The sequence below is a fragment of the Novosphingobium sp. Fuku2-ISO-50 genome (assembly GCF_001519055.1).
Classification (GTDB): Bacteria; Pseudomonadota; Alphaproteobacteria; order Sphingomonadales; family Sphingomonadaceae; genus Novosphingobium.
This window is the reverse complement of the sequence record NZ_KQ954295.1, coordinates 144462-168232: the sequence shown is the minus strand read 5'-3', so window position 1 is coordinate 168232 and position 23771 is coordinate 144462. Positions and strand designations below refer to the sequence as shown.

Below are 23771 nucleotides of genomic sequence, written 5' to 3'. Positions count from 1 at the left end.
TATAAGACGCAAGGCTTCGGGCGCATGGGAATGTTCGATCATCGAGGAGCCGGACGCGATGGGCATTACCGCGAAGCGCCCGTTCGGCTGATGTCGGCAGGACGTTCATATAATGGTCGATACCCGACACCGCCGTGCTGTAGTCAGGACCGGCTGCTATCCGAGTTGATTGTCGGGAGCCTGCCGATCCGCAATCGGCCCAATGCCAGTCGTTTCACAATGGTGAGCAGTGGCAATTTCCCCGGTCCAGCCGAACTGCTTTGCAACGATCGTCCTTCTCGAGTCTTGCCCCCGTTCGTGGGGTTGGCGCGGGTGGCCGTGGCCTCTTGTATGGCGACCGGCAGATCGTGCGGGGGCATTGCCTAGTGGATTGTTTTTGACATTTGCATCCCGCCATCCGGATAGCTCGGCCGCAAATGTCAGAATCGGACCGCTAGGGGGTGCGTGGCAGGGTGTCGGTGAAGGTCGCTGCGGGGATGGCGGTGGCTTCGGCGGGGTCGCGGTTTGGGCGGGTGTGGGCAGGCGGCAGGGGGACGCTGTCGAGGGCGCGGAGCATCGGAGTGATCAGGGGGAGGTCGTCGCGGTGGCGGACTTTGTCGAAATGGCGATTGTCGTCGTAGCGGGGTTCGCCGGGGAGCACGGCGCCGGGTTCGAGCGCGCCGATCAGCGCCATGATGCGGGCGACGTCGCTGATGGCGGCGGACTGGGCGGTGTTGGCGCTGCTGCGCACGGTCAGCACTTCGAGCGCCATTTGCAGCACGTCGAACGTGGTGATCTGGCCTTCGCGTTCCTGGATCAGCGCGCCGTCATAGGCTTTTTGTGCGGCGGTTGCGGCATTGGCATAGCGCGTGGCGGCGGCATTCTGGGCGAGCCAGTCGTTCCAGGCGGCGGCGATTGCGGCGCGGGTGTCGCGGCTGGCGCCGTCGATCAGGCGCCAGTCGGAATCGTTGGCGGCGACCGCGTCGGCGATCTGCGTGCGGCGCAATCCGCTTTCAAAGATCGGACCGCTGACCACGACGCTGGCGATTTCCTCGTTATAGCGGGCATAATTGTCATAAGGGCTCTGGCTGGCATAGAGCGCCTGCGCGCGGAAATCGACGCGCGGCAAGAGATTGGCCCTGGCCGCATCGACGCCTGCGCGCGACACGCGTTCGCGTTCGTGCGCGGCGAGGATCACCGGGCTGTGCGCTTCGGCGTAGGCATAAGCGTCTTCGAGCGTGCGCACCGGCATGGGCAGCGGCGGGGGCGGGGCAAGCGTCGCATCGGCGCGGGCGCCGATCTTTTGCACGAACGCCGCTTCGCTGCTCGCGGCGGCGGCCTCGGCGGCATAGAGCTGCGCGTGGGCTTCCTCGACGCGGGTCTTGACCAGTTCGAGGTCGGTTACGGTAATCTCGTGCGCCTTGAGCCGGATCTGGTTGCCCTGCAATTCCTGATCGAGCGCGGTCAGGTTATCACGCGCGATCGCCACGCCCGCGCGGTCGCGGATCAGCCCGGCATAAGCCGCGACCGCGTCATAGAAGGCGCCTTGCTCGGTCGAACGCAAAACCTGTTTCTGATAGGCGCGCTGCGCCGCCGCGCTGCGTTCGGCAGAGGCGTTGCGGCCAAAGGTGAACAGCGGCATGGTCAGCACGGCCATCGCCGAATTGCTGAAACCCCAACTGGTCATCGGGGTGATCTGGCCGAGCTGGCGTTGCAGCGCGGTCGGATCGTTGCGGTCGCGTTGCCACCCCTGCATCAGCTGATAATCGAGTTGCAGGCCATAAGCGGCGCGCGCCTCGGGAATGCGATAGTCATAGCTTTTGACCAGCGCGCGTTGCGCCAGGATCGCGGGCGAGGTCCAATAGGCCAGCGCCAGCGCCAGCTTCCAGTCGCCCACCGCCGCGTCGGACGTGGCAGCGGTACGGATCGCGGCGGGGGTTTCGGGCGGCAGATCGGCGGCCAGATGCACGCGGGGGCTGGCCTGATCGTTGCGCGCGTCTTCGTCATCGCGCGCATCGTCTTCGCGCAGGGGGGCGCTATCGACCGGTCCGACCAGCGCGGGCGCCGCCGCGAGTACCGGTGTCTGCGGCACAGCGACGCCGACCAGCAGCAGCGCAAGCGTCGAGGGCCATGTTGGAAAGCGCATCATCGCCTCAATTGTCGCGAAAGGCGCGGGCGAATTGATCGCGCAGCGGCTTCATCAGATAGGACATGAGCGTGCGGCTGCCGCTGGCGATATGCACTTCGGCGGGCATGCCGCTTTTCAGCGTGAGGTGCTCGCGCGCCACGACGGCCTCATCGAGCGCGATGCGCACCAGATAATAGGCCTGTCTGGCTTCGGCGTTTTCGGTGCGGTCGGTTGCGACATAGGTGACTTTGCCGATCAATTCCGGAGTGGCGGCGCGGTTGAAGCTGGAAAAGCGCACGCGGGCTTCTTCACCGGGGCGCACATGGTCGATGTCGGCCGGGCTGATCATCGCTTCGACTTCCATGGCGTCATGGTCGGGGACGATTTCCATGATCGGTTCGGCCGGACGGATCACGTCGCCCACGGCGGCAAAGGCGATCTTTTCGACAGTCCCGGCATAAGGCGCGCGGATCGCGCTGCGGTCGCGGCTGTCGTTTGCCGAAACGCGGCGCATCTGTTGCTGATTGAGCGTGGTGTTGATCTGATTGAGGTCGTTGCCCGCCTCGACCCGGCGCGTCTGGCCAAGCTGGATCGCCTGTTCGTGCGCCTCGGTGATCTTGGCGCGGGTCTGGGCGATCTGCGCTTCGAGCGAGCCGATCGAGCCGCCCATGTCGGCCATCGTGCGATCGAGCTGGTTCATCCGGCTGATCGTGACCAATTGCCGATCCCACAGTTCGCGCACGCCTTGCCGTTCGCGCTCGATCAGCGCGCGTTGTTCGCGCAAGGCGGCGATCTGTGCCTCAAACCCGCGAATTTCCTGATTGTCTTGCGCGATGCGGGCCGATAGCTGTGCTTTCATTTCGGCTTCTTCGGTACGGCGCAGCGCGAACAAGTGGCTCTCGTCGGTCATCGCCCTGGTCGCGCTGGCGCTTTGCGCGCCGGTCAGTTCGGGCGGAAAGGCGATGGTCGGCTGGCCCAGCCGCTCGGCCTCAAGCCGCGCCTTTTGCGCAAGGAGCTGTTCGACGGTCAGATCGGCAAACCGCGCGTCGGCGCCGGTCACCCGGTCGTCGAGCCGCAGCAGCACTTGCCCGGCATCGACATGCTGCCCATTGGCGACCAGGATTTCGCCGATTACCCCGCCGGTCGGGTGGGCAATCCGCTTGACCTGCGATGGCACCACGACTTGCCCGGCGCCGATCACCGCGCCGCCGATCGGCACGGTCGCTGCCATGACGATGAGCATGAGCACGAGCGCGGCAATGGCCAGAAACAGCCGGTGCAGCGCATGGGGCGACGAGGCCGCGGGCGGCTGATCGCCGCGCCACAGGGCGGGCATCAGCGCATGCGCGTCGTCCGGGGAAAGCGGGGCGTTCATGCCGCCACCTCGCGCGGGGGCATTGTCTCGTTCCCCTGTATCCGTTGCAGCACGCTGTCGCGTTCGCCAAAATCGACGAGGCGGCCGCTTTGCATGACCGCCAGATGCGTTGCCGGCCCCAGCGTCGCCGGGCGGTGCGTGATCATCACGACGATCCCGCCCCGGCGCTGCACGGCGCGGATCGCATCGGCCAGCGCGGCATCGCCGGTCGCATCGAGATTGGAATTGGCCTCGTCGAGCACGAGCAGGAACGGATCGCCATAGAGCGCGCGGGCAAGGCCGATCCGTTGTCGCTGACCGGCGGAAAGTTCCCCGGCCCCCGCCGAAACGTGCGTGTCATAGCCGTCGGGCAGGGCGAGGATCGTTTCGTGCATCCCGGCGGCGCGCGCGGCGGCGATGACCGCGTCGGACCCGGCCTCCGGGTCGAAACGGGCGATGTTTTCGCCGATCGTTCCGTCGATCAGGTCAACCGTTTGCGGGACATAGCCGAAATGGCGACCGATCGTATCGGCATCCCATTGATCGAGCGTCGCGCCGTCGAGCCGGACTTCGCCGCGAGCGGGCGCCCAGATGCCGAGCATCGCACGCACCAGGCTCGATTTGCCCGCCGCGCTCGGCCCGACCAGCGCCAGAACCTGACCGGCGGCCAGAGTCAGGCTGACCCCCTGGACGGCAAAGCGCGACGCGCCGGGCGGGGCGACCCACAGATCGCGCAAGGACACTTCGCCGCTCGGCGGATCGAGCAGCACGCTGCGCGGCGGTGGCTTGCGCCAGGTGGCAATCCCGGCGATCACGCGGACCCAGCCCGCGCGCGCCGCGACCAGCGAGCGCCAGTTGGCAATGGCCATGTCGACCGGAGCCAGCGCGCGCCCCGACAGGATCGACGAGGCAAGGATCACCCCGCCGGTCGCCTGCCCATCGATCACCAGCAGCGCGCCGACCGTCAGGATCAGCGATTGCAGCATCATGCGGAAGGTCCGGCTGGCGCCGCCGAGCCGCGCGACGGTGCGTGCGAGATAGGATTGCGCGGCGATGAAGCGGTCTTCCCAGGCCAGCGTGCGGCGCACCAGCCGGTGTTGCATGCCCATCGCCAGCGCCGATTCGCCAAAGCGGATTTCTGTCGCCGCCGCCGCCGCGCGTTGCCCGGTGATCGTGGCGAGTTCGCGCGATCCCGCCTGCGTGCGGCGATTGGACCACAGCGTCAGCCCGGCCATGACCAATGTACCGGCCAGCGCGGTCAGCCCCAGCCACCAGTGCAGCGCAAACAGCACCGCCATGAACAGCATGACCCACGGCAAATCGATCAGCGCGACCGGCCCCGATCCGGCGAGGAAGGCGTGAATCGCATCGAGATCGCGGATGAATTGCAGTCCATCGCCGCGATCGGGCCCCGTTCGCAGGGGCCGCGTGACCGTGGCATGGTGTACCGCATCGAACAGATCGTCGTGTACGCCGTTGGCCAGCCCCAGCAGCGCTTCGCTGCGGATCGCCTCGAACAGCGCCTGAAACAGGTAGACCAGCGCGAGCATGCCGAACAGCCCGACGAGCGTCGGCACGCTGCGGCTGGGCAGGACGGAATCATAGACCAGCATCATGTAGGCCGATCCGGCAAAGACCAGCACGTTGATGAAGACACTGGCCATCGCCACCAGCGCGAGCGGACCGCGATAGCGATGAAGGAATAGTGTCAGGATTTGACGATCCACACTCTGGCCCAACCTTGTTGCAACGGCGTTTGCCCGAACGATCGGTCTGAGCGTCCGGACGTCGGCAATGTGGCAGAATGAACCGGGCAATCAGGCGAAGTTGGAACCGAAGTGACCCAATAGGAATGCGACACGAACGGCTCTCGCCGGGCATTTACGCGGCGATGTCGGGGGTCGGTCTTGGCGGCGGCATCTTTACAAGTTCGCCCAGGGTCGCGGCGTGAGTCAGCCGAAGCGCATCGGCAATCTCGATAATCGCGCGAATGGCGCGGATTTCGGCATCGGTCAGCCCTTCGCATTCGGGCATGAAGGCGCGACAGGCCTGAAGCAGGTTGTCGGGGCTGCGTTGCAACTCGGCGCGATAGATCTCCAGCGACGTGCAACCATCGATATCGGACCAGCGTATGCCGCCGGGCGCGGGTCGTTCGTGAAAGGCCCAAAGCGCATCGATCGCGCGTTCGACCGCATCACGCACGCGGTCACCCAGTGCATCGCCCGATGCGCGGGCTTTCAGTTTCTGGCGGTATCGGCGTTGCCGCTCGGCGTTTGACATGGCCATGGGGCAGAGGGTTGCCGCGATTGCAGCGGCGCGGCAATCCGGTAACGCCCGGTTACGTAACCATCCTTAGCGGAGCACTGCGCAGGCGGCGCGCGGATCAGTGGGGTGATTTTTCGTTCGCGCGGGGGTGATGCGCTTCAGCGAGCCGTCCGCAGCGCGATTGCGCGAAAAGGCGCCCGTGCGGGCGAGGAACTGCGAGCAATCGATTGCGAGATCACCGCGATCGCCGCCGACGATTTGTTCCAACACCTCGATCATCGTCTCGGCATGTGGCGCTCGTCCAGAGCGGCGCCGATCCTTGTTCCTGCATGAGCGTGATTCAGGTTGCCGACGCCTGCGATTTGGGGAAGCTTCCCATCCTTGGTTGCGACATTGGTCGTGTGGGCGGGCAGGGGGCGGGACGTTTCAGGCAAGCGATTGCGTTGGGGCTCGTGATTCGCGGCGCTGCGGCTCAGGGCAAAGTTTTGTTACGTCACGAACTTTTGCCATTGGTTTCAGTTTAATGCTAGGTGAACATACTAGGGTTAGATACTGATAGTTCAGTGATGAGGCGGGGCTGCGTTCAGGGGACGGGATGCGGCTTGCGAGGAGCGTGACAGGGGGCTGGGAGTTGATCAGATCATCCGATCACAGTGTTGGCGACCCTTTGCGGGGATTGACCAGCAAGCAATGCCAAGTGCTTGATCTTCTTATACAACATAAGACGTCTAAAGAGATTTCCCGGATGCTCGGAATCTCTCCGCATACGGTTGATCAGCGGATCATGCTGGCGCGGGGCAAGCTGCAGGTGGCGACGCGCAGCGAAGTGGCCCTGGCCTATCGCCAATTGCTGGTCGAACAGGGCAACATATCCGTTCCGGAGATATATCATCGATCCGTATACGGGTCGTCAGACATCGCCGAACGCCCGAAAACCGTGCAGCAGGGTCCGCAGGAAGCGGCTGATGGACATGCTCCAGAGGGTCGACCGGCAGATCCGGAAAGGACGGGATCATCGCCACGCAAGATGGTGGATCTCCTGCCGAGCGACGCAGTTCAGGCATACTATCACGTCCTTCCCGAGGCGTTTGACGGTCGGGGCGGCACTTTGTTGCGGCTGGGGGCGGTTGCGATGATCACAGTCTTTCTCACCCTGATGATTCTGGGTGGGCTGGCGATATATTCGGAACTTGCTCACATGCTCGACAGCTGAACCATATTGGGGTGCCACCACGCGCCGTTCATGCGTCTCCCTGTTCAGAAGTGGCCGGTGCCCGGGGGGGCTCCGGCGGGAGGCTCGACATGATGACCAATGTTCAAATGACCAATGCCCGGAAATCCGATCCGATGACGACCAACGTTGCCCAGCAACGCATCAGCCGCGATCTCATGCATGCCGAAGCCGCGCTCGACGAAGCGTTGCTGCGCCAGGCCCGGTTGCTTTCGACCATGGTTCACGCACGCCGTGAAACCGGGGTTGCGCCGTTCGTCGGGCAGGACGCGTTGATGCGGCTCGTCCGCAGCCAGCAGGCGATGCTCAATGCCGGCGGGGAACTGGCCCGCGTGCATGGGAAGCTCAGCGACATCGCGGTGGAATTTGCGGTGGGTACCGATTCCTGCCCGTCCCCTGCATTCGGGCTGGCCGATCCGGCCGCCGAAGGAGGCGACCAGGCATTTGTGTCTGACGACGCAGTTCTGCTGTCGCGCGCCGCGTGATCGCGATGCAGGAGCCGGGATTTCAGACATTCGGTCTGGGGCTGCGATAGACTGCCATGCTGTTCTTCTCGCTTTCCTGGCTCCTGTTATGCCTCTCGTTTCTGTTCGCCGCCCGCAAGGGTGATGAGCCGGAGCGGGTGGTCGCGATTATCCTTGTGGCGATAACCGTGTTCGATATCGCCAATCATCTGATTTTCGGAGACCCGACATGGTTCGAGGTCAATCCCGGTCACTTCGTGATCGACATGTGGGCGTTTCTGACGCTGACATGGGTCGCATTGAAGGCCAATCGCGGCTGGCCCTTGTGGAGCAGCGCAACGCAACTGATCGTCGTTATCGCGCATTTCGCCAAGCTGTTCGAAATCGACGAGGCGCGGCGCAGCTATTGGGTCATGACTCAGGTGCCCGCGTTCATGCAACTGGTCGTGCTGATCATCGGCACGTATGCCCATGCCGCGCGGCAACGGCGCATCGGTCGCTATGCGGCCTGGCGTCCGGCCTGATCGCCGCGCCATGTCGGTCTGGGAAATGTCGGGCTGCGAACGGGCGGGGGAGGACGGCATGACGGTTCGCTCCAATCCGCCGCGCGGCACCGGCTCGGGGCGGCCCGGCAAAGTCGAACGCGCGCTGCGCGCTGCGCCGATGGCGTCGTACCCGCAAGTTGCCGGTGATGAAGCCTCGCTTGCCCGGCGTCAGCGGCTGGCGCTGACGCTGGCCCGCGAATTCTATTCCGGCAGGCGGCGGCGCGCCCGCTATCTGAGCGCCGATCTGTTTGGCGAGCCGACCTGGGACATCCTGCTCGACCTCTATGTTGCGGCGCGCGAAAACCGGCGCGTTCCGACCACCAGCGCCTGCATCGGCGCGCATGTCCCGCCGACCACCGCCTTGCGCTGGCTGCGTATCCTGGAAATGCGCGGGATGGTCGAGCGAGAGGAAGACGGTCGCGACGGACGCCGGACGTTTGTCAAATTGAGCCCGCGCGGCCACGGCGTGATGGAAGCGTTTCTGGGCACGATGGCCGATACGCTGCTTGTTTCGCTGGCCGATGCGGTCGGGGATGTCCCTGATCACGGCCAGCTTGACGAGGCGGCGCAATAAGGCGGTTTGGAGCGATCTTGGGGGCTCAGCGGGATATGGCGCGATAGCACTTGTGGTGTTTTTTGCGCGCGATTTCATGGCCGGCAATCCCGCCGGCCGCCGCGCCGATCACGGCCCCGGTGACGCCGCCGGTCAGCACCGCGCCCAGCACGGCGCCGCCGGTGCCGCCGACGATCGCGCCTTGCGTCTTGTTGAGCCGTCGGCAGGAATGCGCCTCGGCAGCAGGCATCGTGACAGCGACGAGGCCTGCGGCAAGCGCGAGGGTGGCGAAGGGGTGGCGGGCACTGGACATGCTGGGTCTACTCCATGGGCGGCCCGGAATCGGGAGCCATCGCGATACGCGTGACGTGCCGGTCTGGGGCGAGGTCGATGATACAATCGGCCCGACCGGGCAGATCCGCAAGCAAGTGCCGGGTGATCCGTTCGTAATGCGCGACAAAGCGGATGACGGCGGCATCGGTCATCACCCCCGGGCCCGCCAGGCCCGGACAATCGCCGACGTCCTTGCGCAGTGCCCGTTCCTGTTGCTGTCGCCAGCCGACGATCGTCGCGAAATCGGGCGCGCGCAGCATGGCAAGCGCATCGATCCGCGCCCAGAGCGCCGCATAAGGACCAGCCAGTGCCGCATTGACCGTGTGGCGCCAGACGCCCGCGCGGTCTTCTTCGGCTTCGAGCGCGTTCACCGGTTCGGCAAGGGCAGCCTCGGTCTGCGGTCGTGCGCCGATACACCATCCTTCAAATACCAGCAGGCGGGTCCGCGCCGGGGCCCGGTCGGCCTCGGTCGGCGCGCGGCGGTCGTCGCGCGCTTTGTCGAAGCGGGGCAGCAGCGAGGGTTCGCCGCGTTCGAGCGCGGCAATCGTGGCCAGCCCGAGCGCGACGTCGTGTGTGCCCGGTACGCCGCGCGTGGCCAGCAGCGGGTGAACCTCCGCGCCGAGCCGCAGCCGATCGGCCCGCGTCAGATAGAGATCGTCGAGCGACAGGATCGCCGTAGGCACGCCTTCGGCGTCCAGCCGCTGCCGCAGCGCTGCGGCAAGGGTCGACTTGCCCGAGCCTTGCGCCCCCGACAGGCCGAGCACGGTCAGCCGGTCATGCCTCCCGCACAGCGCGCGACGGGCCAGAGCATGGAGCGCATCGAGCGCGGCGGGATCGGGGCTGGCTGACATGATGGGCGGGTCTGGCCCGGCATGCGCCATGGCGCAAGCGACTTGCAAGGGAATCGCCTCCGGGCTCAGGCTGTGCTTCAAGGGCAGCGAAAGGAACCGGGGATCGATCATGATGGGTGGGGCGTACCATTGCGACTTTGGCGGCGAGCGCCACCGCTTCGGCAGTCTTGCGCACGTCATGGCCTGTGCCACGCCCACGCGGTCGGGCGATGCCCTTGCCGGGCTTGCTGCCGACAGCGCCGCGCAGCGGGTTGCCGCGCGCGCGGTCCTGGCCGACTTGCCGCTGCGCCATTTCCTCGATGTCGCGCTTGTCCCTTATGAAAGCGACGAAGTTACCCGGCTGATTATCGACAGCCACGATGCCATCGCCTTTGCCCCGCTGTCGGCGATGACCGTGGGCGATTTGCGCGACTGGTTGCTGCGACCCGAAACCGACAGCGTGGCGCTGGCACAAGTCGCGCCCGGGCTGATTCCGGAAATGGTCGCGGCGGTGTCGAAGCTGATGCGCAATCAGGATCTGATCATCGTCGCGCAGAAAGTCCGGGTGGTGACCGCGTTTCGCAACACCATCGGCCTGGCCGGGCGGCTGTCGACCCGGCTTCAGCCCAATCATCCCGCCGACGATCCGCGCGGGATTGCCGCTGCCGTGCTCGACGGATTGATCCATGGCGTCGGCGATGCGGTGATCGGGATCAATCCCGCGACCGACAGCGTGCCGGGTGCACTGCGGCTGATCGCCATGCTCGACGATCTGCGCGAACGCTATGCCATCCCGACGCAGACGTGCGTGCTGACCCATGTCACCAACAGCCTGGAAATCATCGCGCGCGGCGCTCCGGTCGATCTGGTGTTTCAGTCGATCGCGGGCAGCGAGGCGGCCAATCGCGGTTTCGGCATAGACCTTGCCGTCCTGCGCGCGGCGCACGACGCGGCGTTGTCGCTCGGGCGCGGCACGGTCGGGCAGAACGTGATGTATTTCGAAACCGGGCAGGGCGCGGCGCTGTCGGCCGATGCGCATCACGGGATCGATCAGCAGACGATGGAAGCGCGCGCCTATGGCGTGGCGCGCGCGTTCGATCCCTTGCTGGTCAATACCGTGGTCGGCTTTATCGGCCCGGAATATCTCTATGACGGCAAGGAGATCATCCGCGCCGCGCTGGAAGACCACTTCTGCGGCAAGCTGCTCGGCCTGCCGATGGGGTGCGATGCCTGCTATACCAATCACGCCGAGGCCGATCAGGACGACATGGATACGCTGATGACCTTGCTGACGGTCGCGGGGTGCAGTTTCCTGATCTGCGTGCCGGGCAACGATGACGTCATGCTCAGCTATCAGAGCCTGTCGTATCACGATGCGCTGGCCTTGCGGGCGATGCTCGGGGTGCGCGCCGCGCCTGAATTCGAGGGCTGGCTCGATGCGATGGGCCTGATCGCGCCCGATGGCTCGATCCGCGCATTGGCCGATGGCGCGGCGGGGCTGGTCCACCGGCTGAACGGTACGGGGATTGCGGCATGAGCGACGATCTGCCGACGCCCGCTGCCCTGTGGGACCGGTTGCGCGCGGCAACGCCCGCGCGGATCGCGCTGGGGCGGGTGGGGCATGCGCCGCCGCTCGGCGCGGTTCTGGCGTTTCAGCTCGATCATGCGCGCGCGCGCGATGCCGTCCATGCCCCGTTTGACGCCGCCGCGCTTGCCGCAGAGCTGGCGCCTTTGCCGACGATCACGGTGGCAAGCGCGGCGGGCGATCGCGCGACCTATCTGCGGCGCCCCGATCTTGGCCGACGGCTCGCCACCGAAAGCGCGGAACGGTTGGCCGGGGCAAAAGCCGTCCATGATGTGGCGATTGTCATCGGCGAGGGGCTGTCGGCGACCGGGGTGCAGGCGGGCGCGGCGGCACTGGTGCGCGCGCTCGTGGCCGAGTTGAACGGCCTGTCGCTGGCCCCGGTGGTGATTGCCACCGGCGCGCGCGTGGCGCTGGGCGATGCCATCGGCGAAGCGCTCGGCGCGCGCGTGGTGATCATGGTGATCGGCGAGCGGCCGGGGCTGAGTGTGGCCGACAGCCTGGGCATTTACATGACGTATGCCCCGCGCGTCGGGCGCGCCGACAGCGAGCGCAATTGCATTTCCAATATCCATGGACGCGGCGGGCTGACCCCGGTGCGGGCCGCCGCGACGCTGGCCCGTCTCTTGCGCGAGGCGTTGCGGCGGGGCCTGTCGGGCGTCGAACTGAAAGACGATGCCGAAGCGCTGCCTATCCAACCCACCCTGATCCCGGAAACCCCCGCATGACCGATCCCCAGTCGCATGGCCTGTCACAGCGCCTCAGCGTGTTTCACCTCTGGGGCATTGCCGTGGGGCTGGTCATTTCGGGCGAATATTTCGGCTGGAGCTATGGCTGGGCCAGCGCGGGCACGCTCGGTTTTCTGGTCGCGACGGTCATGGTCGCGGCGATGTATGTCGCGTTCATTTTCTCGTTTACCGAGCTGACCACTGCGATTCCCCATGCCGGGGGGCCGTTTGCCTATGCCAGCCGTGCGTTCGGGCCGCTGGGCGGGGCAATCGCCGGTTTCGCCACGCTGGTCGAATTCGTGTTTGCGCCGCCCGCCATCGCGCTGGCGATCGGCGCCTATCTGAAAGTGCAGTTTCCCGGGTTCGATCCGGTCCATGCGGCCACGCTCGCCTATATCGTGTTCGTCGCGCTCAATATCGTCGGCGTGCATGTCGCGGCGACGTTCGAGCTGTTTGTCACGCTGTTGGCGGTGGGCGAACTGCTCGTGTTCATGGGAGTGGTCGCGCCGTCGTTTCACTGGTCGAATTTCGTGGTCGGCGGCTGGGCGGGGCATGACCGGTTCAGCCCGGCGGCGATTGGCGGGATCTTTGCCGCGCTGCCGTTCGCGATCTGGTTTTTCCTGGCCATCGAAGGCGTGGCGATGGCCGCCGAAGAAGCGCGCGATCCGCGCCGCACGATCCCGCGCGCCTATATCGCCGGGATTCTCACGCTCGTCGCGCTGGCTTTCGGAGTCATGCTGCTGGCCGGTGGATCGGGCGACTGGACGCAGATCGCCAATATCAACGATCCCCTGCCACAGGCGATGAAGCGCAGCGTCGGGGCGTCGAGCGGCTGGCTGCACATGCTGGTCTGGCTCGGCCTGTTCGGGCTGGTGGCGTCGTTTCACGGCATCATCATGGGCTATGCGCGACAGATCTTTGCCCTGGCCCGTGCCGGTTTCCTTCCGCGCGGGCTGGCCCGGCTGCATCCGCGTTTCCGCACCCCCGACATGGCGACGATTGCCGGTGGTGTGGTCGGCGTGGCGACGATCTGGTCGGACAATGTCGTGCATATCGCGGGCCAGTCGCTGACGGCCAGTGTGGTGACGCTGTCGGCGCTCGGCGCGCTGACCATGTATATCATGGCGATGGCTTCGCTGTTCCGGTTGCGCACGATCGAGCCCGGTCTGGCGCGGCCGTTCCGCGCGCCGCTGTTCCCGTTTGCGCCGGGCTTTGCACTGATCATGGCGGTCGTCGCGCTGATCATGATGGTGTGGAACAATCGGGAAATCGCGACGATCTTTGCCGGGCTGATGGGCCTGCTGGTCGGCGGGGCGATGGTCCTGCGCCGCCGCGATCTCGGGTTTGCGATTGGGCAGGCGGCCTGAGGCCTATTCGTATTCGAGTTCATCGGTCGGGGCGTTGAGCCCGGCGATGATTTCTGCGCGCTGATCGGCGGGCAGCGCGCCGGGCTGGTTGAGCCAGCGGCGCAAGCTCCACAGCTTGCCGGGGTCGATCCGTCCGTCCTGCCATTGATCGACCAGATAATCGCCCGCTTCGGGAATCCCGGCCTTGAGCGCGGCGATGACATAGGCCAGCGCGTCGTTGGGCACTTGCCGGTCGCGATCGTTGTCGATCAACAGCGCGGCGCGCCAGCCACCGAGCGCAGAGCCGCGGTCTCCGGCGAGGCGATACCAGTGCAGTTCGTGGCCCTTGCGGTCGATCAGCGGCAAGATTCCCGGCAATTCCCGATAGAAATCGCCAAGGCGCAGCGCCGCGTCGTTATCGCCCGCCTCGGCCCGATCGGCGAGGCAATGGCCGCCGGGGGTGTCCTCGACCGGAATGCCGCGCGCGAGCCCGGCTGTCGGGAGGCTCGTGCCGACAGCGCATGGCGGCGACGGCGGCGGCGGCGCCTGGGTACACCCGGCGAGCGCCAGCAGGCCGATCAGGGCGGGGGCGTGCCGGATCACTTGCCGCGCCTTTCCATGGCCGGTTGATACGAAAAATCGCCCGCGCTGCCATGGCAGCCGCCGCTGCGGACAAAGAGGCATTGCTGGCGGTCCTCGATCGGGAACTTCTGTTGGTGCCAGCAGGTGACGAGATGGAATCCTCGCGGCAGCGCGGCGCCGTGAAGCTGCGAGGCGATCGCGACATTGTAGCGATCGACCATGGCGCGCGCTTCGTCCGGCGCTTCGGGGCCGTCGAACAGCAGGGCGGGGACGTTGCGGTTGAACAGACTCATCGCCAAGGCCGGGTGATTGGGCTGTTCATACAGTGCGATACCGCAGAGCCCGGGCTGCTCGCCGGCAATCACCAACGTGCTGAACGCCTCATCCCCCTGAGTCCAATATTCGATGAACACCGGCGACAACGCGACTGTGAGGCTCAGCGCGGACCAGCCAAGGCCAAGCGCCGCGAGCGTGATGCGTTCGTCCGGCCAGCGCCGCCGCAGCAAGGCGCAAAGCTCGACCGAGCCGATCACCGCGAGCAGGATCAGCGTTGTCGTGCCAAGGATGACAAAGCGGTATTCCTTGTGCGCGATCAGCGAATGCGGGGCATAGACCGCCGCTGCAATGAGCAGCAGCATCGGCAGACGCCATGCGCCGAGCAGGATCAGCGGAATGATCGCCAGCGATGCCCATCCCCAGGTTTCGATCTGATACGTGGCGAACCACCAGGGCGGCTGGGTGCCGAACATCGAGCTGCCGCCGGTCACCACGTTGAACGCGATACTGCGCCAGATCCATACCAGCGGCGCATGGCCGGTGATCAGATCGCACAGCCCGCCGATCGCGATCCCCGCTGAAAAACCGAGCGCCAGCGCGGGCATGACGCGCTGCCAACTGCGGCCAAGGCCCCAGATGGCGATCAGCCCGATCGCCGGCAGGTAGTGAAACCGCACGACAAAGCCGAGCGCGAGCAGCAGGCCGAGTGCCAGAGCCTTGCGCGGACCGGGATCGTGCCGCAGCCGCTGCGCCAGCGCCATGGCCGGAAACAGCAGCGCCATGCCGAGCGCTTCGGACGACGGGCGCACGCCGAAATAGAACACTTCGCACCAGATCGCCGCCACCCACGCCGCAATCAGCGCATGGCGGCGCCCGAAGGGCCGCGCCAGATCGTACCAGGCAATCGGAATGCCCAGCGAAATCACGCTCAACATCGCGCGCATGAGATAGATGTGAAGCTGGCTCTCGGGCGCGATCGCGTGACCGAGCGCGAGCGGCGGGATCAGCAGCACCGGCACGAACCAGCCGCGTATCCCGGCATGAAATTCCCACGCACGCACCCACGAACCGGTGATCAGTCCATACGCGGGTTCGAGATATTGCCACACTTCGTCGGCGTGGAGCACGGTCATCTGGCTGGCGAGGGCAACGCGGACAACCAGCGCCACGCCCACGATCGCCAGCAGCGCCCGGTCATGAAGCAACCCGCCGCGAGACGATCTTGTCGGCGCCGGTATTTGTGCGTTGTCTTCGCTGCGCCCCAATCCGACCCCCATCGGTTTTCATCAGGGTCGCGCATATCGGGGGGCGGGGGGCACTACAAGTCTCTTGCTGTAGCCTCCCCCTGAAATCAGGGCGCCGCAGACTCCGCCGCAGACTCCAGCGTCGGCATCGGCGCGATCGGAAGCGGCGCTTGACCTTGCCCCCCCTGACGCGTAAGGGCCGGCGCTTCGGCAGAGGGTCGGATCGCCTGCGCGATTCTGCCCGACCCGACAAATTCGAGCTGAACATTGCCGGTGCGTGCGTGGCCCTTCCAAAACGGGGCGCGGGTAATCCGTCAAAGTAACCCGGCGCTGCGGCACGGGTGGAGCGTTTTCGGCTCGCGTCTGCACCACGCGTCCGCCCTGTCCGGGGCAGGGATCGCCTGTTTTGCCGACGCGATCCCGGTATGCACTTCACCATTGTGGCGCGATGCCAAAAGCCAAGGTGAAGTCTTCAAAATGCCCACGATCAACCAGCTGGTCCGCAAGGGCCGCGTTCCGCAGAAGGCCAAGAGCAAGGTCCCTGCGATGGAGCAGAACCCGCAAAAGCGCGGCGTCTGCACCCGCGTCTATACGACGACCCCGAAGAAGCCGAACTCGGCGCTTCGCAAGGTTGCCAAGATCCGTCTGACCAACAGCCGCGAAGTCATTTCGTACATCCCCGGCGAAGGCCACAACCTGCAGGAACACTCGGTCGTGCTGATCCGTGGCGGCCGCGTTCGCGACCTTCCCGGCGTGCGCTATCACGTCCTGCGCGGCGTGCTCGACACCCAGGGGGTCAAGGATCGCAAGCAGAGCCGTTCGAAGTACGGCGCCAAGCGTCCGAAGTGATCCGGCGAAGTGATCCGGGCCGGCGCGCAGGGCTTTGCTCCCCGCAGCGCCGCCAGTGATCAGCGGAAAATGCGCCGACCGTAAACGGTCCGGCCCAGTCAGAAGGAATACCCCATGTCACGTCGTCGTCGTCCGGAAAAGCGGGTCATCCTGCCCGATCCGAAGTTCGGTGATCAGGTGCTGTCGAAGTTCATGAACAATCTCATGTACGACGGCAAGAAGTCCAACGCCGAAGGCATCGTTTACGGTGCGCTCGATACCATGCAGACCCGCGCCAAGGCCGATCCGCTGCAGCTGTTTCACGATGCGCTCAACAACGTGAAGCCACAGATCGAAGTGCGTTCGCGCCGCGTCGGTGGTGCGACCTATCAGGTTCCGGTCGAAGTTCGCCCCGAACGCGCCCAGGCGCTGGCGATCCGCTGGCTGATCACCGCCGCGCGCAATCGCTCGGAAACCACCATGTCGGCGCGCCTTTCGGCCGAGCTGCTCGACGCTGCCAACAACCGCGGCAACGCGGTCAAGAAGCGCGAAGACACGCACCGCATGGCCGACGCCAACCGCGCGTTCAGCCACTACCGCTGGTAATCGCGACGGGGTGCGCGGGCTGAGGGGGCTTGTTTCTCTCGCCGGCGTAACCACGTCACACTACGGTCACGCAATTGAACCAATGGGCGGGACGGCCCCGATCCGGCCCCGCCCATCGACCAAGTCCCCTCGACCACAAGGGAAACCACCATGGCCCGCAGCACGCCGCTCGAGCGCTATCGCAATATCGGCATCATGGCGCACATCGACGCCGGCAAGACGACGACGACCGAGCGCATTCTTTATTACACCGGCAAGTCCTACAAGATCGGCGAAGTCCATGACGGCGCCGCGACGATGGACTGGATGGAGCAGGAACAGGAACGCGGCATCACGATCACGTCGGCCGCGACGACCTGCTTCTGGGGTGATTACCGCATCAACATCATCGACACCCCCGGGCACGTCGACTTCACTATCGAAGTCGAACGCTCGTTGCGCGTGCTCGATGGCGCGGTGGCCTGCTTTGACGGCGTTGCCGGCGTCGAGCCGCAGTCGGAAACCGTGTGGCGTCAGGCCGACAAGTACGGCGTTCCGCGCATGTGCTTCGTCAACAAGCTCGACCGCACCGGCGCCAGCTTCAAGTTCTGCGTGCAGTCGATCATCGACCGCCTCGGTGCAAAGCCGGCAGTGCTCTATCTGCCGATCGGCGCCGAAGCCGACTTCAAGGGTCTGGTCGACCTCGTTCACAACCGTGCCATCATCTGGCAGGACGAAAGCCTGGGCGCGAAGTTCGACTACACCGACATCCCGGCCGATCTCGCCGACGAAGCCGAAGACTATCGTCAGCAACTGATCGAACTCGCCGTCGAACAGGACGACGACGCGATGGAAGCCTATCTTGAAGGCAACCTGCCCGATGTCGCCACGCTCAAGGCGCTGATCCGCAAGGGCACGCTGGCGCAGAAGTTCGTGCCCGTGGTCTGCGGCTCGGCGTTCAAGAACAAGGGCGTGCAGCCCCTGCTCGACGCCGTGGTCGACTACATGCCGTCGCCGCTCGACATTCCCGACGTTCAGGGCATCAACCCCGATACGGACGTGCCTGAAACGCGTCCGACTGCCGATGATGCGCCGTTCTCGGGGCTGGCGTTCAAGATCATGAATGACCCGTTCGTGGGCAGCCTGACCTTCCTTCGCGTCTATTCGGGTACGCTCACCAAGGGCACCTACCTGAATTCGGTGAAGAACAAGAAGGAGAAGGTCGGCCGCATGCTGCTGATGCACTCCAACAACCGTGAAGACATCGACACGGCTTATGCGGGTGACATCGTCGCGCTGGCGGGTCTGAAGGAAACCACCACCGGGGATACGCTCTGCGCCGAAAAGCAGCCGATCATTCTCGAACGGATGGAATTCCCCGATCCGGTCATCGAACTGTCGGTCGAACCGAAGACCAAGGCGGACCAGGAAAAGATGGGCATCGCGCTCCATCGCCTTTCGGCCGAAGATCCTTCGTTCCGTGTGTCGACCGATCACGAATCGGGCCAGACGATCATCAAGGGGATGGGCGAACTCCACCTCGAAATCATCGTCGATCGCATGCGTCGCGAATTCAAGGTCGAAGCAAACGTCGGTGCGCCGCAGGTGGCCTATCGCGAATCGCTGGGCCGTGAAGTCGAACTCGACTACACGCACAAGAAGCAGTCGGGCGGTTCGGGTCAGTTCGGCCGGGTCAAGGTCCGTCTGGTTCCGGGCGAACGCGGTTCGGGCATCCAGTTCTTCGACGAAGTCAAGGGCGGGAACATTCCGCGCGAATACATTCCGTCGGTTGAAAAGGGCATGCGCGAAACCGCAGCGACCGGCAGCCTGATCGGCTTCCCGATCATCGACTTCAACATCTACCTGATCGACGGCGCCTATCACGACGTCGACTCGTCGGCGTTGGCGTTCGAAATCGCGGGTCGTGCGGCCATGCGCGAAGCCGCGCAGAAGTCGGGCATCAAGCTGCTTGAACCGATCATGAAAGTCGAAGTCGTCACCCCTGAGGAATTCATGGGCGACGTGATCGGCGATCTCAACTCGCGGCGTGGGCAGATTCAGGGCACCGACAGCCGGGGCAATGCCCAGGTGGTCGAGGCGATTGTGCCGCTCGCCAACATGTTCGGCTACGTCAACACGCTGCGTTCGTTCACCCAGGGGCGCGCGCAGTACACGATGCAGTTCTCGCACTACGATGAAGTCCCGGCGAACGTCGCGACCGAATTGAAAGAAAAGCTCGCCTGATCAGCCGGTTCCGGAGATCGCCTGCGGGCGTTGTCCGGAACCTGCAATCGGGTTTCACGATATGCTTGCTTGATCATCCCGATCAGGCTAGGGGCGGCGCCTGATTTTCTGGCGCGAGTCCGGCTGGTGCCGCCTCCAACAGCAATCAACCAAAGTTTGAAAAGAAGGTTTGAACAATGGCTAAGGCTAAGTTTGAGCGGACCAAGCCGCACTGCAACATCGGCACCATCGGTCACGTCGACCATGGCAAGACCACGCTGACCGCCGCGATCACGAAGGTTCTGTCGGAAACCGGCGGCGCCACGTTCACCGATTACGCCAACATCGACAAGGCGCCGGAAGAACGCGAACGCGGCATCACCATCTCGACCGCACACGTCGAGTATGAAACCGCCAACCGTCACTACGCGCACGTCGACTGCCCGGGTCACGCCGACTATGTGAAGAACATGATCACCGGCGCCGCGCAGATGGACGGCGCGATCCTCGTTGTGAACGCCGCTGACGGCCCGATGCCGCAGACCCGCGAACACATCCTGCTCGCTCGCCAGGTCGGCGTGCCGGCTCTGGTCGTGTACATGAACAAGGTCGATCAGGTCGACGACGAGGAAATCCTCGAACTCGTCGAACTCGAAGTTCGCGAACTGCTGTCGTCGTACGACTTCCCGGGTGACGATATTCCGATCATCAAGGGTTCGGCTCTGGCCGCTCTCGAAGGTCGTAACGACGAAATCGGCAAGAACTCGATCTATGCGCTGATGGAAGCGGTTGACGCCTACATCCCGCAGCCGCCGCGTCCGACCGACAAGCCGTTCCTGATGCCGGTCGAAGACGTGTTCTCGATCTCGGGTCGTGGTACGGTTGTGACCGGCCGTATCGAAACGGGCATCATCAAGGTGGGCGAAGAAGTCGAAATCATCGGCCTCAAGAACACCCAGAAGACCACCGTGACCGGCGTCGAAATGTTCCGCAAGCTGCTCGACCAGGGCGAAGCCGGCGACAACGTCGGTGCGCTGATCCGCGGCATCAAGCGTGAAGACGTCGAGCGCGGCCAGGTTCTCGCCAAGCCCGGCACCTGCACCCCGCACACCGAGTTCTCGGCCGAAGTCTACGTGCTGTCGAAGGATGAAGGTGGCCGTCACACGCCGTTCTTCGCCAACTACCGTCCGCAGTTCTACTTCCGCACGACTGACGTCACCGGTGAAGTGGTTCTGCCCGAAGGCACCGAAATGGTCATGCCTGGCGACAACGTCACGCTCGGCGTGAAGCTGATCGCACCGATCGCGATGGACGAAGGTCTGCGCTTCGCAATTCGCGAAGGTGGCCGGACTGTCGGTTCGGGGGTTGTCAGCAAGATCACGAAGTAATATAGGCGCCGCTCCGGCGGGAGATTCGCTTCTCCCGCCGGACGGTTTCTCGATCAGTTGACCCGCCTCTCCCTGTGATGCCTGCGACAGGTATCGGGATGACGGGGTGGGGCGGCTGGTTTTTTGTTTTGCTCTTTCGCATCGGTAAACGGACATGGAAGCCCAGAATATCCGCATTCGCCTCAAGGCCTTCGATCATCGTGTGCTTGACCAGGCCACTGGAGAAATCGCGGACACCGCCCGCCGCACCGGCGCGCTGATCCGTGGGCCCATTCCGCTTCCCACGCGCATCGAAAAGTTCTGCGTCAACCGCGGCCCGCACGTCGACAAGAAGTCGCGTGAACAGTTCGAAGTTCGCACTTACAAGCGCCTTCTCGACATCGTGCAGCCCAACGCGGCTACGGTCGATGCGCTGATGAAGCTGGACCTCGCGGCCGGCGTCAACGTCGAAATCAAGCTGGCTTGAGCCCTTCGGGTTCGTCACTGATCCAGGCGTAACAAGTTTCGGAACTCTCGGGTTCCACATTCCTTTCGGATGGCCGGCAACACCTTTCGGGATAGCCGGCCCCGACTAAGCGGCAAAAGCCTCCAACGGCTCCGTCCGCTCTGACCTAGGGATACCTCCGGCACTCGCCGTTCCATAGATGGAATGGCACTTGGCCGGGAAAGCGTCCCCCGTTGGTCCTCTCGCGATTCAGGTCGCGCGGGGGCATTCAGCCCGGACGGGGGCATGCTTCACAATACGGGCTGAACACGCCTGTAGGGGATGGGCCCCTGCAGGCCTCTGTTTAGGAGTATGGATCATGCGCACCGGCGTGATCGCGAAGAAGGTGGGGATGACCCGCCTTTTCCAGGAAGATGGTCGGCACGTGCCGGTTACCGTCCTGTCGCTTGAAGATTGCCAGGTGGTTTCGGTTCGCACTGCAGAACGTGACGGTTATGTCGCGGTTCAGCTCGGTGCGGGCGTTGCCAAACAAAAGAACGTTGCCAAGCCGCAGCGCGAGCATTTCGCCAAGGCTGAAGTGCCGCTCAAGGCTGAAGTCGCCGAATTCCGCGTCGCAGATGATGCGGTGCTCGAAGTTGGCTCGACCATTGCAGCTTCGCACTTTGCCATCGGCCAATATGTCGACATCACCGGGCACACGCAGGGCAAGGGTTTTGCCGGTGCGATGAAGCGCTGGGGTTTCGGCGGTATGCGCGCCACGCACGGTGTGTCGATCTCGCACCGTGCTCACGGTTCGACCGGCAACCGCCAGGATCCGGGCCGCGTCTTCAAGAACAAGAAGATGGCCGGCCACATGGGCGACCGTCAGCGCACCCAGCAGAACCTTGAAATCGTTCGCACCGACGATGCGCGCGGTCTGATCTTCGTCAAGGGCTCGGTGCCCGGCTCGAAGAACGGCTGGCTGCTCGTTCGCGACGCCGTCAAGGTCGACCGTCATGCCGAGGCGCCCTATCCGGCCGGCCTCAAGCTGGCTTCCAACAACAACGAAGTCGCTGTCGAAGCGACCGATGGCCAGGAGGGCTAAGTTGTGAAGGTTCAGGTCCTCAATCTGGACGGGACTGCCGCCGGCGACGTCGAGCTGTCGGATGACGTGTTCGGCCTCGAGCCGCGCGCAGACATCCTGCATCGCGTCGTTACCTGGCAGTTGGAAAACCGTCGCGGTATCGCCCGCAAAGCGCGTGAGCGCAGCGAAGTTGCCCGCACCGGCAAGAAGTTCGGCCGTCAAAAGGGCGGTGGTACGGCTCGTCACGGCGATCGCAAGGCCCCGATCTTCATCGGCGGCGGCAAGGCCCACGGCCCCCGTCTGCGCGAGTTCAACGTTTCGTTGAACAAGAAGATCCGTGCACTCGGTCTCAAGATGGCGCTGTCCTCCAAGGCCAAAGCCGGTCTGGTGGTCGTCGACAGCCTTGATCTGGCCGATGCCAAGACCAAAGTGCTCGCGGGCATTCTCGCCAATGCCGGTTTCGGCAAGAAAGTGCTCGTCGTTGATGGTGAAGCGGTGAACGAGGGCTTTGCCCGCGCCGCCGGCAACATCGTCGGGATCAACGTGCTCCCCGCGATCGGTGCCAACGTCTACGACATCCTGAAGCATGACACGCTGGTGCTGACGCGCTCGGCAGTCGAAAAGCTGGAGGCGCGTTTCCATGGCTAAGGGCGCAATTGACACGCGTCACTACGACGTGATCGTGGCTCCCCACATCACCGAGAAGGCGACGCTGCTTTCGGAGCACAACGCGGTTGTGTTCAAGGTCGCGGAAAGCGCGACCAAGCCCCAGATCAAGGCGGCCATCGAAGCGATCTACAATGTGAAGGTCGCTGCGGTGAACACCTTGACCCAGAAGGGCAAGACCAAGCGCTGGAAGGGCAAGCCCTACCGTCGCTCCGACGTCAAGAAGGCGGTCGTGACGCTGGCCCAGGGCCAGACCATCGACGTCACCAGCGGTATCTGAGGGCTTAGGAACCATGGCACTCAAGAGCTATAACCCGACCAGCCCCGCACGCCGCGGCCTGGTTCTCGTCGACAAGTCGTCGCTGTGGAAGGGCAAGCCGGTCAAGGCATTGACCGAAGGCAAGTCCAAGACCGGCGGCCGCAACAACAAAGGCCATGTGACCAGCCGCGGTATCGCGGGCGGTCACAAGCAGAAGTACCGCTTCATCGACTTCAAGCGTCGCAAGTGGGACATGCCTGCAACGGTCGAGCGGCTGGAATACGACCCCAACCGTACCGCGTTCATCGCTCTCGTGAAGTACACGGACGGCGAACAGACCTACATCCTGGCGCCGCAGCGTCTGGCCGTTGGCGACAGCATTGTCGCCGGCGAAAAGACCGACGTGAAGCCGGGCAACGCCATGCTGCTGTCGCAGATGCCGGTCGGCACCATTGTCCACAACGTGGAAATGAAGCCGGGCAAGGGCGGTCAGATCGCCCGTTCGGCCGGGACGTACGTGCAGGTCGTCGGTCGTGACCGCGGGCAGGTGATCGTTCGTCTCAACTCGGGCGAACAGCGTTACCTGCGCGGCGATTGCATGGGTACGGTTGGCGCGGTGTCGAACCCCGACAACGGCAACCAGAACCTGGCCAAGGCCGGTCGCAACCGCTGGTTGGGCAAGCGCCCGCTGACTCGCGGTGTCGCCAAGAACCCGGTCGATCACCCGCACGGTGGTGGTGAAGGTCGGACTTCGGGCGGTCGTCATCCGGTTACCCCGTGGGGCAAGCCGACCAAGGGCGCCCGCACCCGTCACAACAAGCGCACGGATAATCAGATCATCCGTTCGCGCCACGCGAAGAAGAAGAGGTAACAC

24 protein-coding genes are annotated in these 23771 nt (G+C 64.7%); 16 read left to right on the top strand and 8 right to left on the bottom strand.

Annotation, left to right across the window (positions count from 1 at the left end):
- Nucleotides 1–433 precede the first annotated feature (433 nt).
- From AQZ50_RS14565 to AQZ50_RS14550, 4 genes are all read right to left on the bottom strand, one after another.
- Nucleotides 434–2125, bottom strand: a complete 1692-nt coding sequence (locus tag AQZ50_RS14565) for a TolC family protein (protein WP_231730313.1) — start codon at nt 2123–2125, stop codon at nt 434–436.
- Nucleotides 2126–2132: 7 nt separating this feature from the next.
- Entirely contained in the window at nt 2133–3482 is a 1350-nt protein-coding gene (locus tag AQZ50_RS14560; protein ID WP_067747238.1) for an HlyD family type I secretion periplasmic adaptor subunit, read from the bottom strand.
- Complete coding sequence (locus AQZ50_RS14555) at nt 3479–5188, bottom strand: type I secretion system permease/ATPase (protein ID WP_067747237.1); 1710 nt, start codon at nt 5186–5188, stop codon at nt 3479–3481. Before AQZ50_RS14555 ends, AQZ50_RS14560 begins: the two co-directional genes overlap by 4 nt.
- 154 nt (nt 5189–5342) lie before the next feature.
- A complete protein-coding gene (locus AQZ50_RS14550) occupies nt 5343–5747 on the bottom strand; it encodes a hypothetical protein (protein WP_231730312.1) in 405 nt (134 codons plus the stop codon).
- 574 nt (nt 5748–6321) lie between these two features.
- On the opposite strand from AQZ50_RS14550, the gene AQZ50_RS14540 reads away from it, so the two are divergent.
- From AQZ50_RS14540 to AQZ50_RS14525, 4 genes are all read left to right on the top strand, one after another.
- Nucleotides 6322–6939 (top strand): helix-turn-helix domain-containing protein, encoded by a 618-nt coding sequence (locus tag AQZ50_RS14540; protein ID WP_082703670.1) that lies wholly within the window; start codon nt 6322–6324, stop codon nt 6937–6939.
- A 92-nt stretch (nt 6940–7031) separates the two neighbouring features.
- Nucleotides 7032–7442 carry a hypothetical protein gene (locus AQZ50_RS21010; RefSeq protein WP_231730310.1) on the top strand — a complete coding sequence of 137 codons (411 nt, stop codon included), beginning with the start codon at nt 7032–7034 and terminating at the stop codon, nt 7440–7442.
- A 56-nt stretch (nt 7443–7498) separates the two neighbouring features.
- Complete coding sequence (locus tag AQZ50_RS14530; protein WP_067747226.1) at nt 7499–7945, top strand: hypothetical protein; 447 nt, start codon at nt 7499–7501, stop codon at nt 7943–7945.
- Between the two features lie 58 nt (nt 7946–8003).
- The gene (locus tag AQZ50_RS14525) at nt 8004–8540 is read left to right on the top strand and encodes a helix-turn-helix domain-containing protein (RefSeq protein ID WP_067747271.1); all 537 of its coding nucleotides are present in this window, start codon (nt 8004–8006) and stop codon (nt 8538–8540) included.
- Between the two features lie 25 nt (nt 8541–8565).
- Here the strand turns inward: AQZ50_RS14525 and AQZ50_RS14520 are convergent, their stop codons facing one another.
- Together AQZ50_RS14520 and AQZ50_RS14515 are read right to left on the bottom strand one after the other, a co-directional pair.
- A complete protein-coding gene (locus tag AQZ50_RS14520) occupies nt 8566–8832 on the bottom strand; it encodes a glycine zipper domain-containing protein (protein ID WP_067747225.1) in 267 nt (88 codons plus the stop codon).
- 7 nt (nt 8833–8839) lie between these two features.
- Complete coding sequence (locus AQZ50_RS14515; RefSeq protein ID WP_231730314.1) at nt 8840–9703, bottom strand: kinase; 864 nt, start codon at nt 9701–9703, stop codon at nt 8840–8842.
- A gap of 109 nt (nt 9704–9812) precedes the next feature.
- On the opposite strand from AQZ50_RS14515, the gene AQZ50_RS14510 reads away from it, so the two are divergent.
- From AQZ50_RS14510 to eat, 3 genes are read left to right on the top strand one after another with little or no spacing between them, the layout of a single operon-like run.
- On the top strand, nt 9813–11219 hold the full coding sequence (locus tag AQZ50_RS14510; RefSeq protein WP_067747270.1) for an ethanolamine ammonia-lyase subunit EutB: 1407 nt from the start codon (nt 9813–9815) through the stop codon (nt 11217–11219).
- Nucleotides 11216–11992 carry an ethanolamine ammonia-lyase subunit EutC gene (eutC, locus tag AQZ50_RS14505; protein ID WP_067747223.1) on the top strand — a complete coding sequence of 259 codons (777 nt, stop codon included), beginning with the start codon at nt 11216–11218 and terminating at the stop codon, nt 11990–11992. The genes AQZ50_RS14510 and eutC overlap by 4 nt, the downstream gene beginning before the upstream one ends.
- Nucleotides 11989–13359: an ethanolamine permease gene (gene eat, locus AQZ50_RS14500; RefSeq protein WP_067747221.1), complete on the top strand. Its 1371-nt coding sequence runs from the start codon at nt 11989–11991 to the stop codon at nt 13357–13359. Before eutC ends, eat begins: the two co-directional genes overlap by 4 nt.
- Nucleotides 13360–13362: 3 nt before the next feature.
- On the opposite strand, the gene AQZ50_RS14495 is transcribed toward eat, so the two are convergent.
- A complete protein-coding gene (locus AQZ50_RS14495) occupies nt 13363–13941 on the bottom strand; it encodes a hypothetical protein (protein WP_067747220.1) in 579 nt (192 codons plus the stop codon).
- Nucleotides 13938–15473 carry a glycosyltransferase family protein gene (locus AQZ50_RS14490; RefSeq protein ID WP_067747217.1) on the bottom strand — a complete coding sequence of 512 codons (1536 nt, stop codon included), beginning with the start codon at nt 15471–15473 and terminating at the stop codon, nt 13938–13940. The genes AQZ50_RS14495 and AQZ50_RS14490 overlap by 4 nt, the downstream gene beginning before the upstream one ends.
- Nucleotides 15474–15917: 444 nt before the next feature.
- Between AQZ50_RS14490 and rpsL the strand changes: the two genes are divergently transcribed.
- The 9 genes from rpsL (at nt 15918) to rplB (ending at nt 23768) form a co-directional block, all read left to right on the top strand.
- On the top strand, nt 15918–16289 hold the full coding sequence (gene rpsL / locus AQZ50_RS14485) for a 30S ribosomal protein S12 (RefSeq protein WP_028639302.1): 372 nt from the start codon (nt 15918–15920) through the stop codon (nt 16287–16289).
- 114 nt (nt 16290–16403) lie between these two features.
- Nucleotides 16404–16874, top strand: coding sequence for a 30S ribosomal protein S7 (gene rpsG, locus AQZ50_RS14480; protein WP_067747215.1), 471 nt, complete (start codon nt 16404–16406; stop codon nt 16872–16874).
- 150 nt (nt 16875–17024) lie between these two features.
- Complete coding sequence (fusA, locus tag AQZ50_RS14475) at nt 17025–19097, top strand: elongation factor G (protein ID WP_067747213.1); 2073 nt, start codon at nt 17025–17027, stop codon at nt 19095–19097.
- 176 nt (nt 19098–19273) lie between these two features.
- On the top strand, nt 19274–20464 hold the full coding sequence (tuf, locus tag AQZ50_RS14470; protein WP_067747211.1) for an elongation factor Tu: 1191 nt from the start codon (nt 19274–19276) through the stop codon (nt 20462–20464).
- A 154-nt stretch (nt 20465–20618) separates the two neighbouring features.
- Nucleotides 20619–20930 carry a 30S ribosomal protein S10 gene (rpsJ, locus tag AQZ50_RS14465; protein ID WP_067747209.1) on the top strand — a complete coding sequence of 104 codons (312 nt, stop codon included), beginning with the start codon at nt 20619–20621 and terminating at the stop codon, nt 20928–20930.
- A gap of 337 nt (nt 20931–21267) precedes the next feature.
- Entirely contained in the window at nt 21268–21993 is a 726-nt protein-coding gene (gene rplC / locus AQZ50_RS14460) for a 50S ribosomal protein L3 (protein WP_067747207.1), read from the top strand.
- Nucleotides 21994–21996: 3 nt separating this feature from the next.
- Nucleotides 21997–22620, top strand: a complete 624-nt coding sequence (rplD, locus tag AQZ50_RS14455) for a 50S ribosomal protein L4 (protein WP_067747205.1) — start codon at nt 21997–21999, stop codon at nt 22618–22620.
- Nucleotides 22613–22918 (top strand): 50S ribosomal protein L23, encoded by a 306-nt coding sequence (locus AQZ50_RS14450; protein WP_067747203.1) that lies wholly within the window; start codon nt 22613–22615, stop codon nt 22916–22918. Before rplD ends, AQZ50_RS14450 begins: the two co-directional genes overlap by 8 nt.
- Before the next feature lie 13 nt (nt 22919–22931).
- Nucleotides 22932–23768: a 50S ribosomal protein L2 gene (gene rplB, locus AQZ50_RS14445; RefSeq protein WP_067747202.1), complete on the top strand. Its 837-nt coding sequence runs from the start codon at nt 22932–22934 to the stop codon at nt 23766–23768.
- Nucleotides 23769–23771 lie beyond the last annotated feature (3 nt).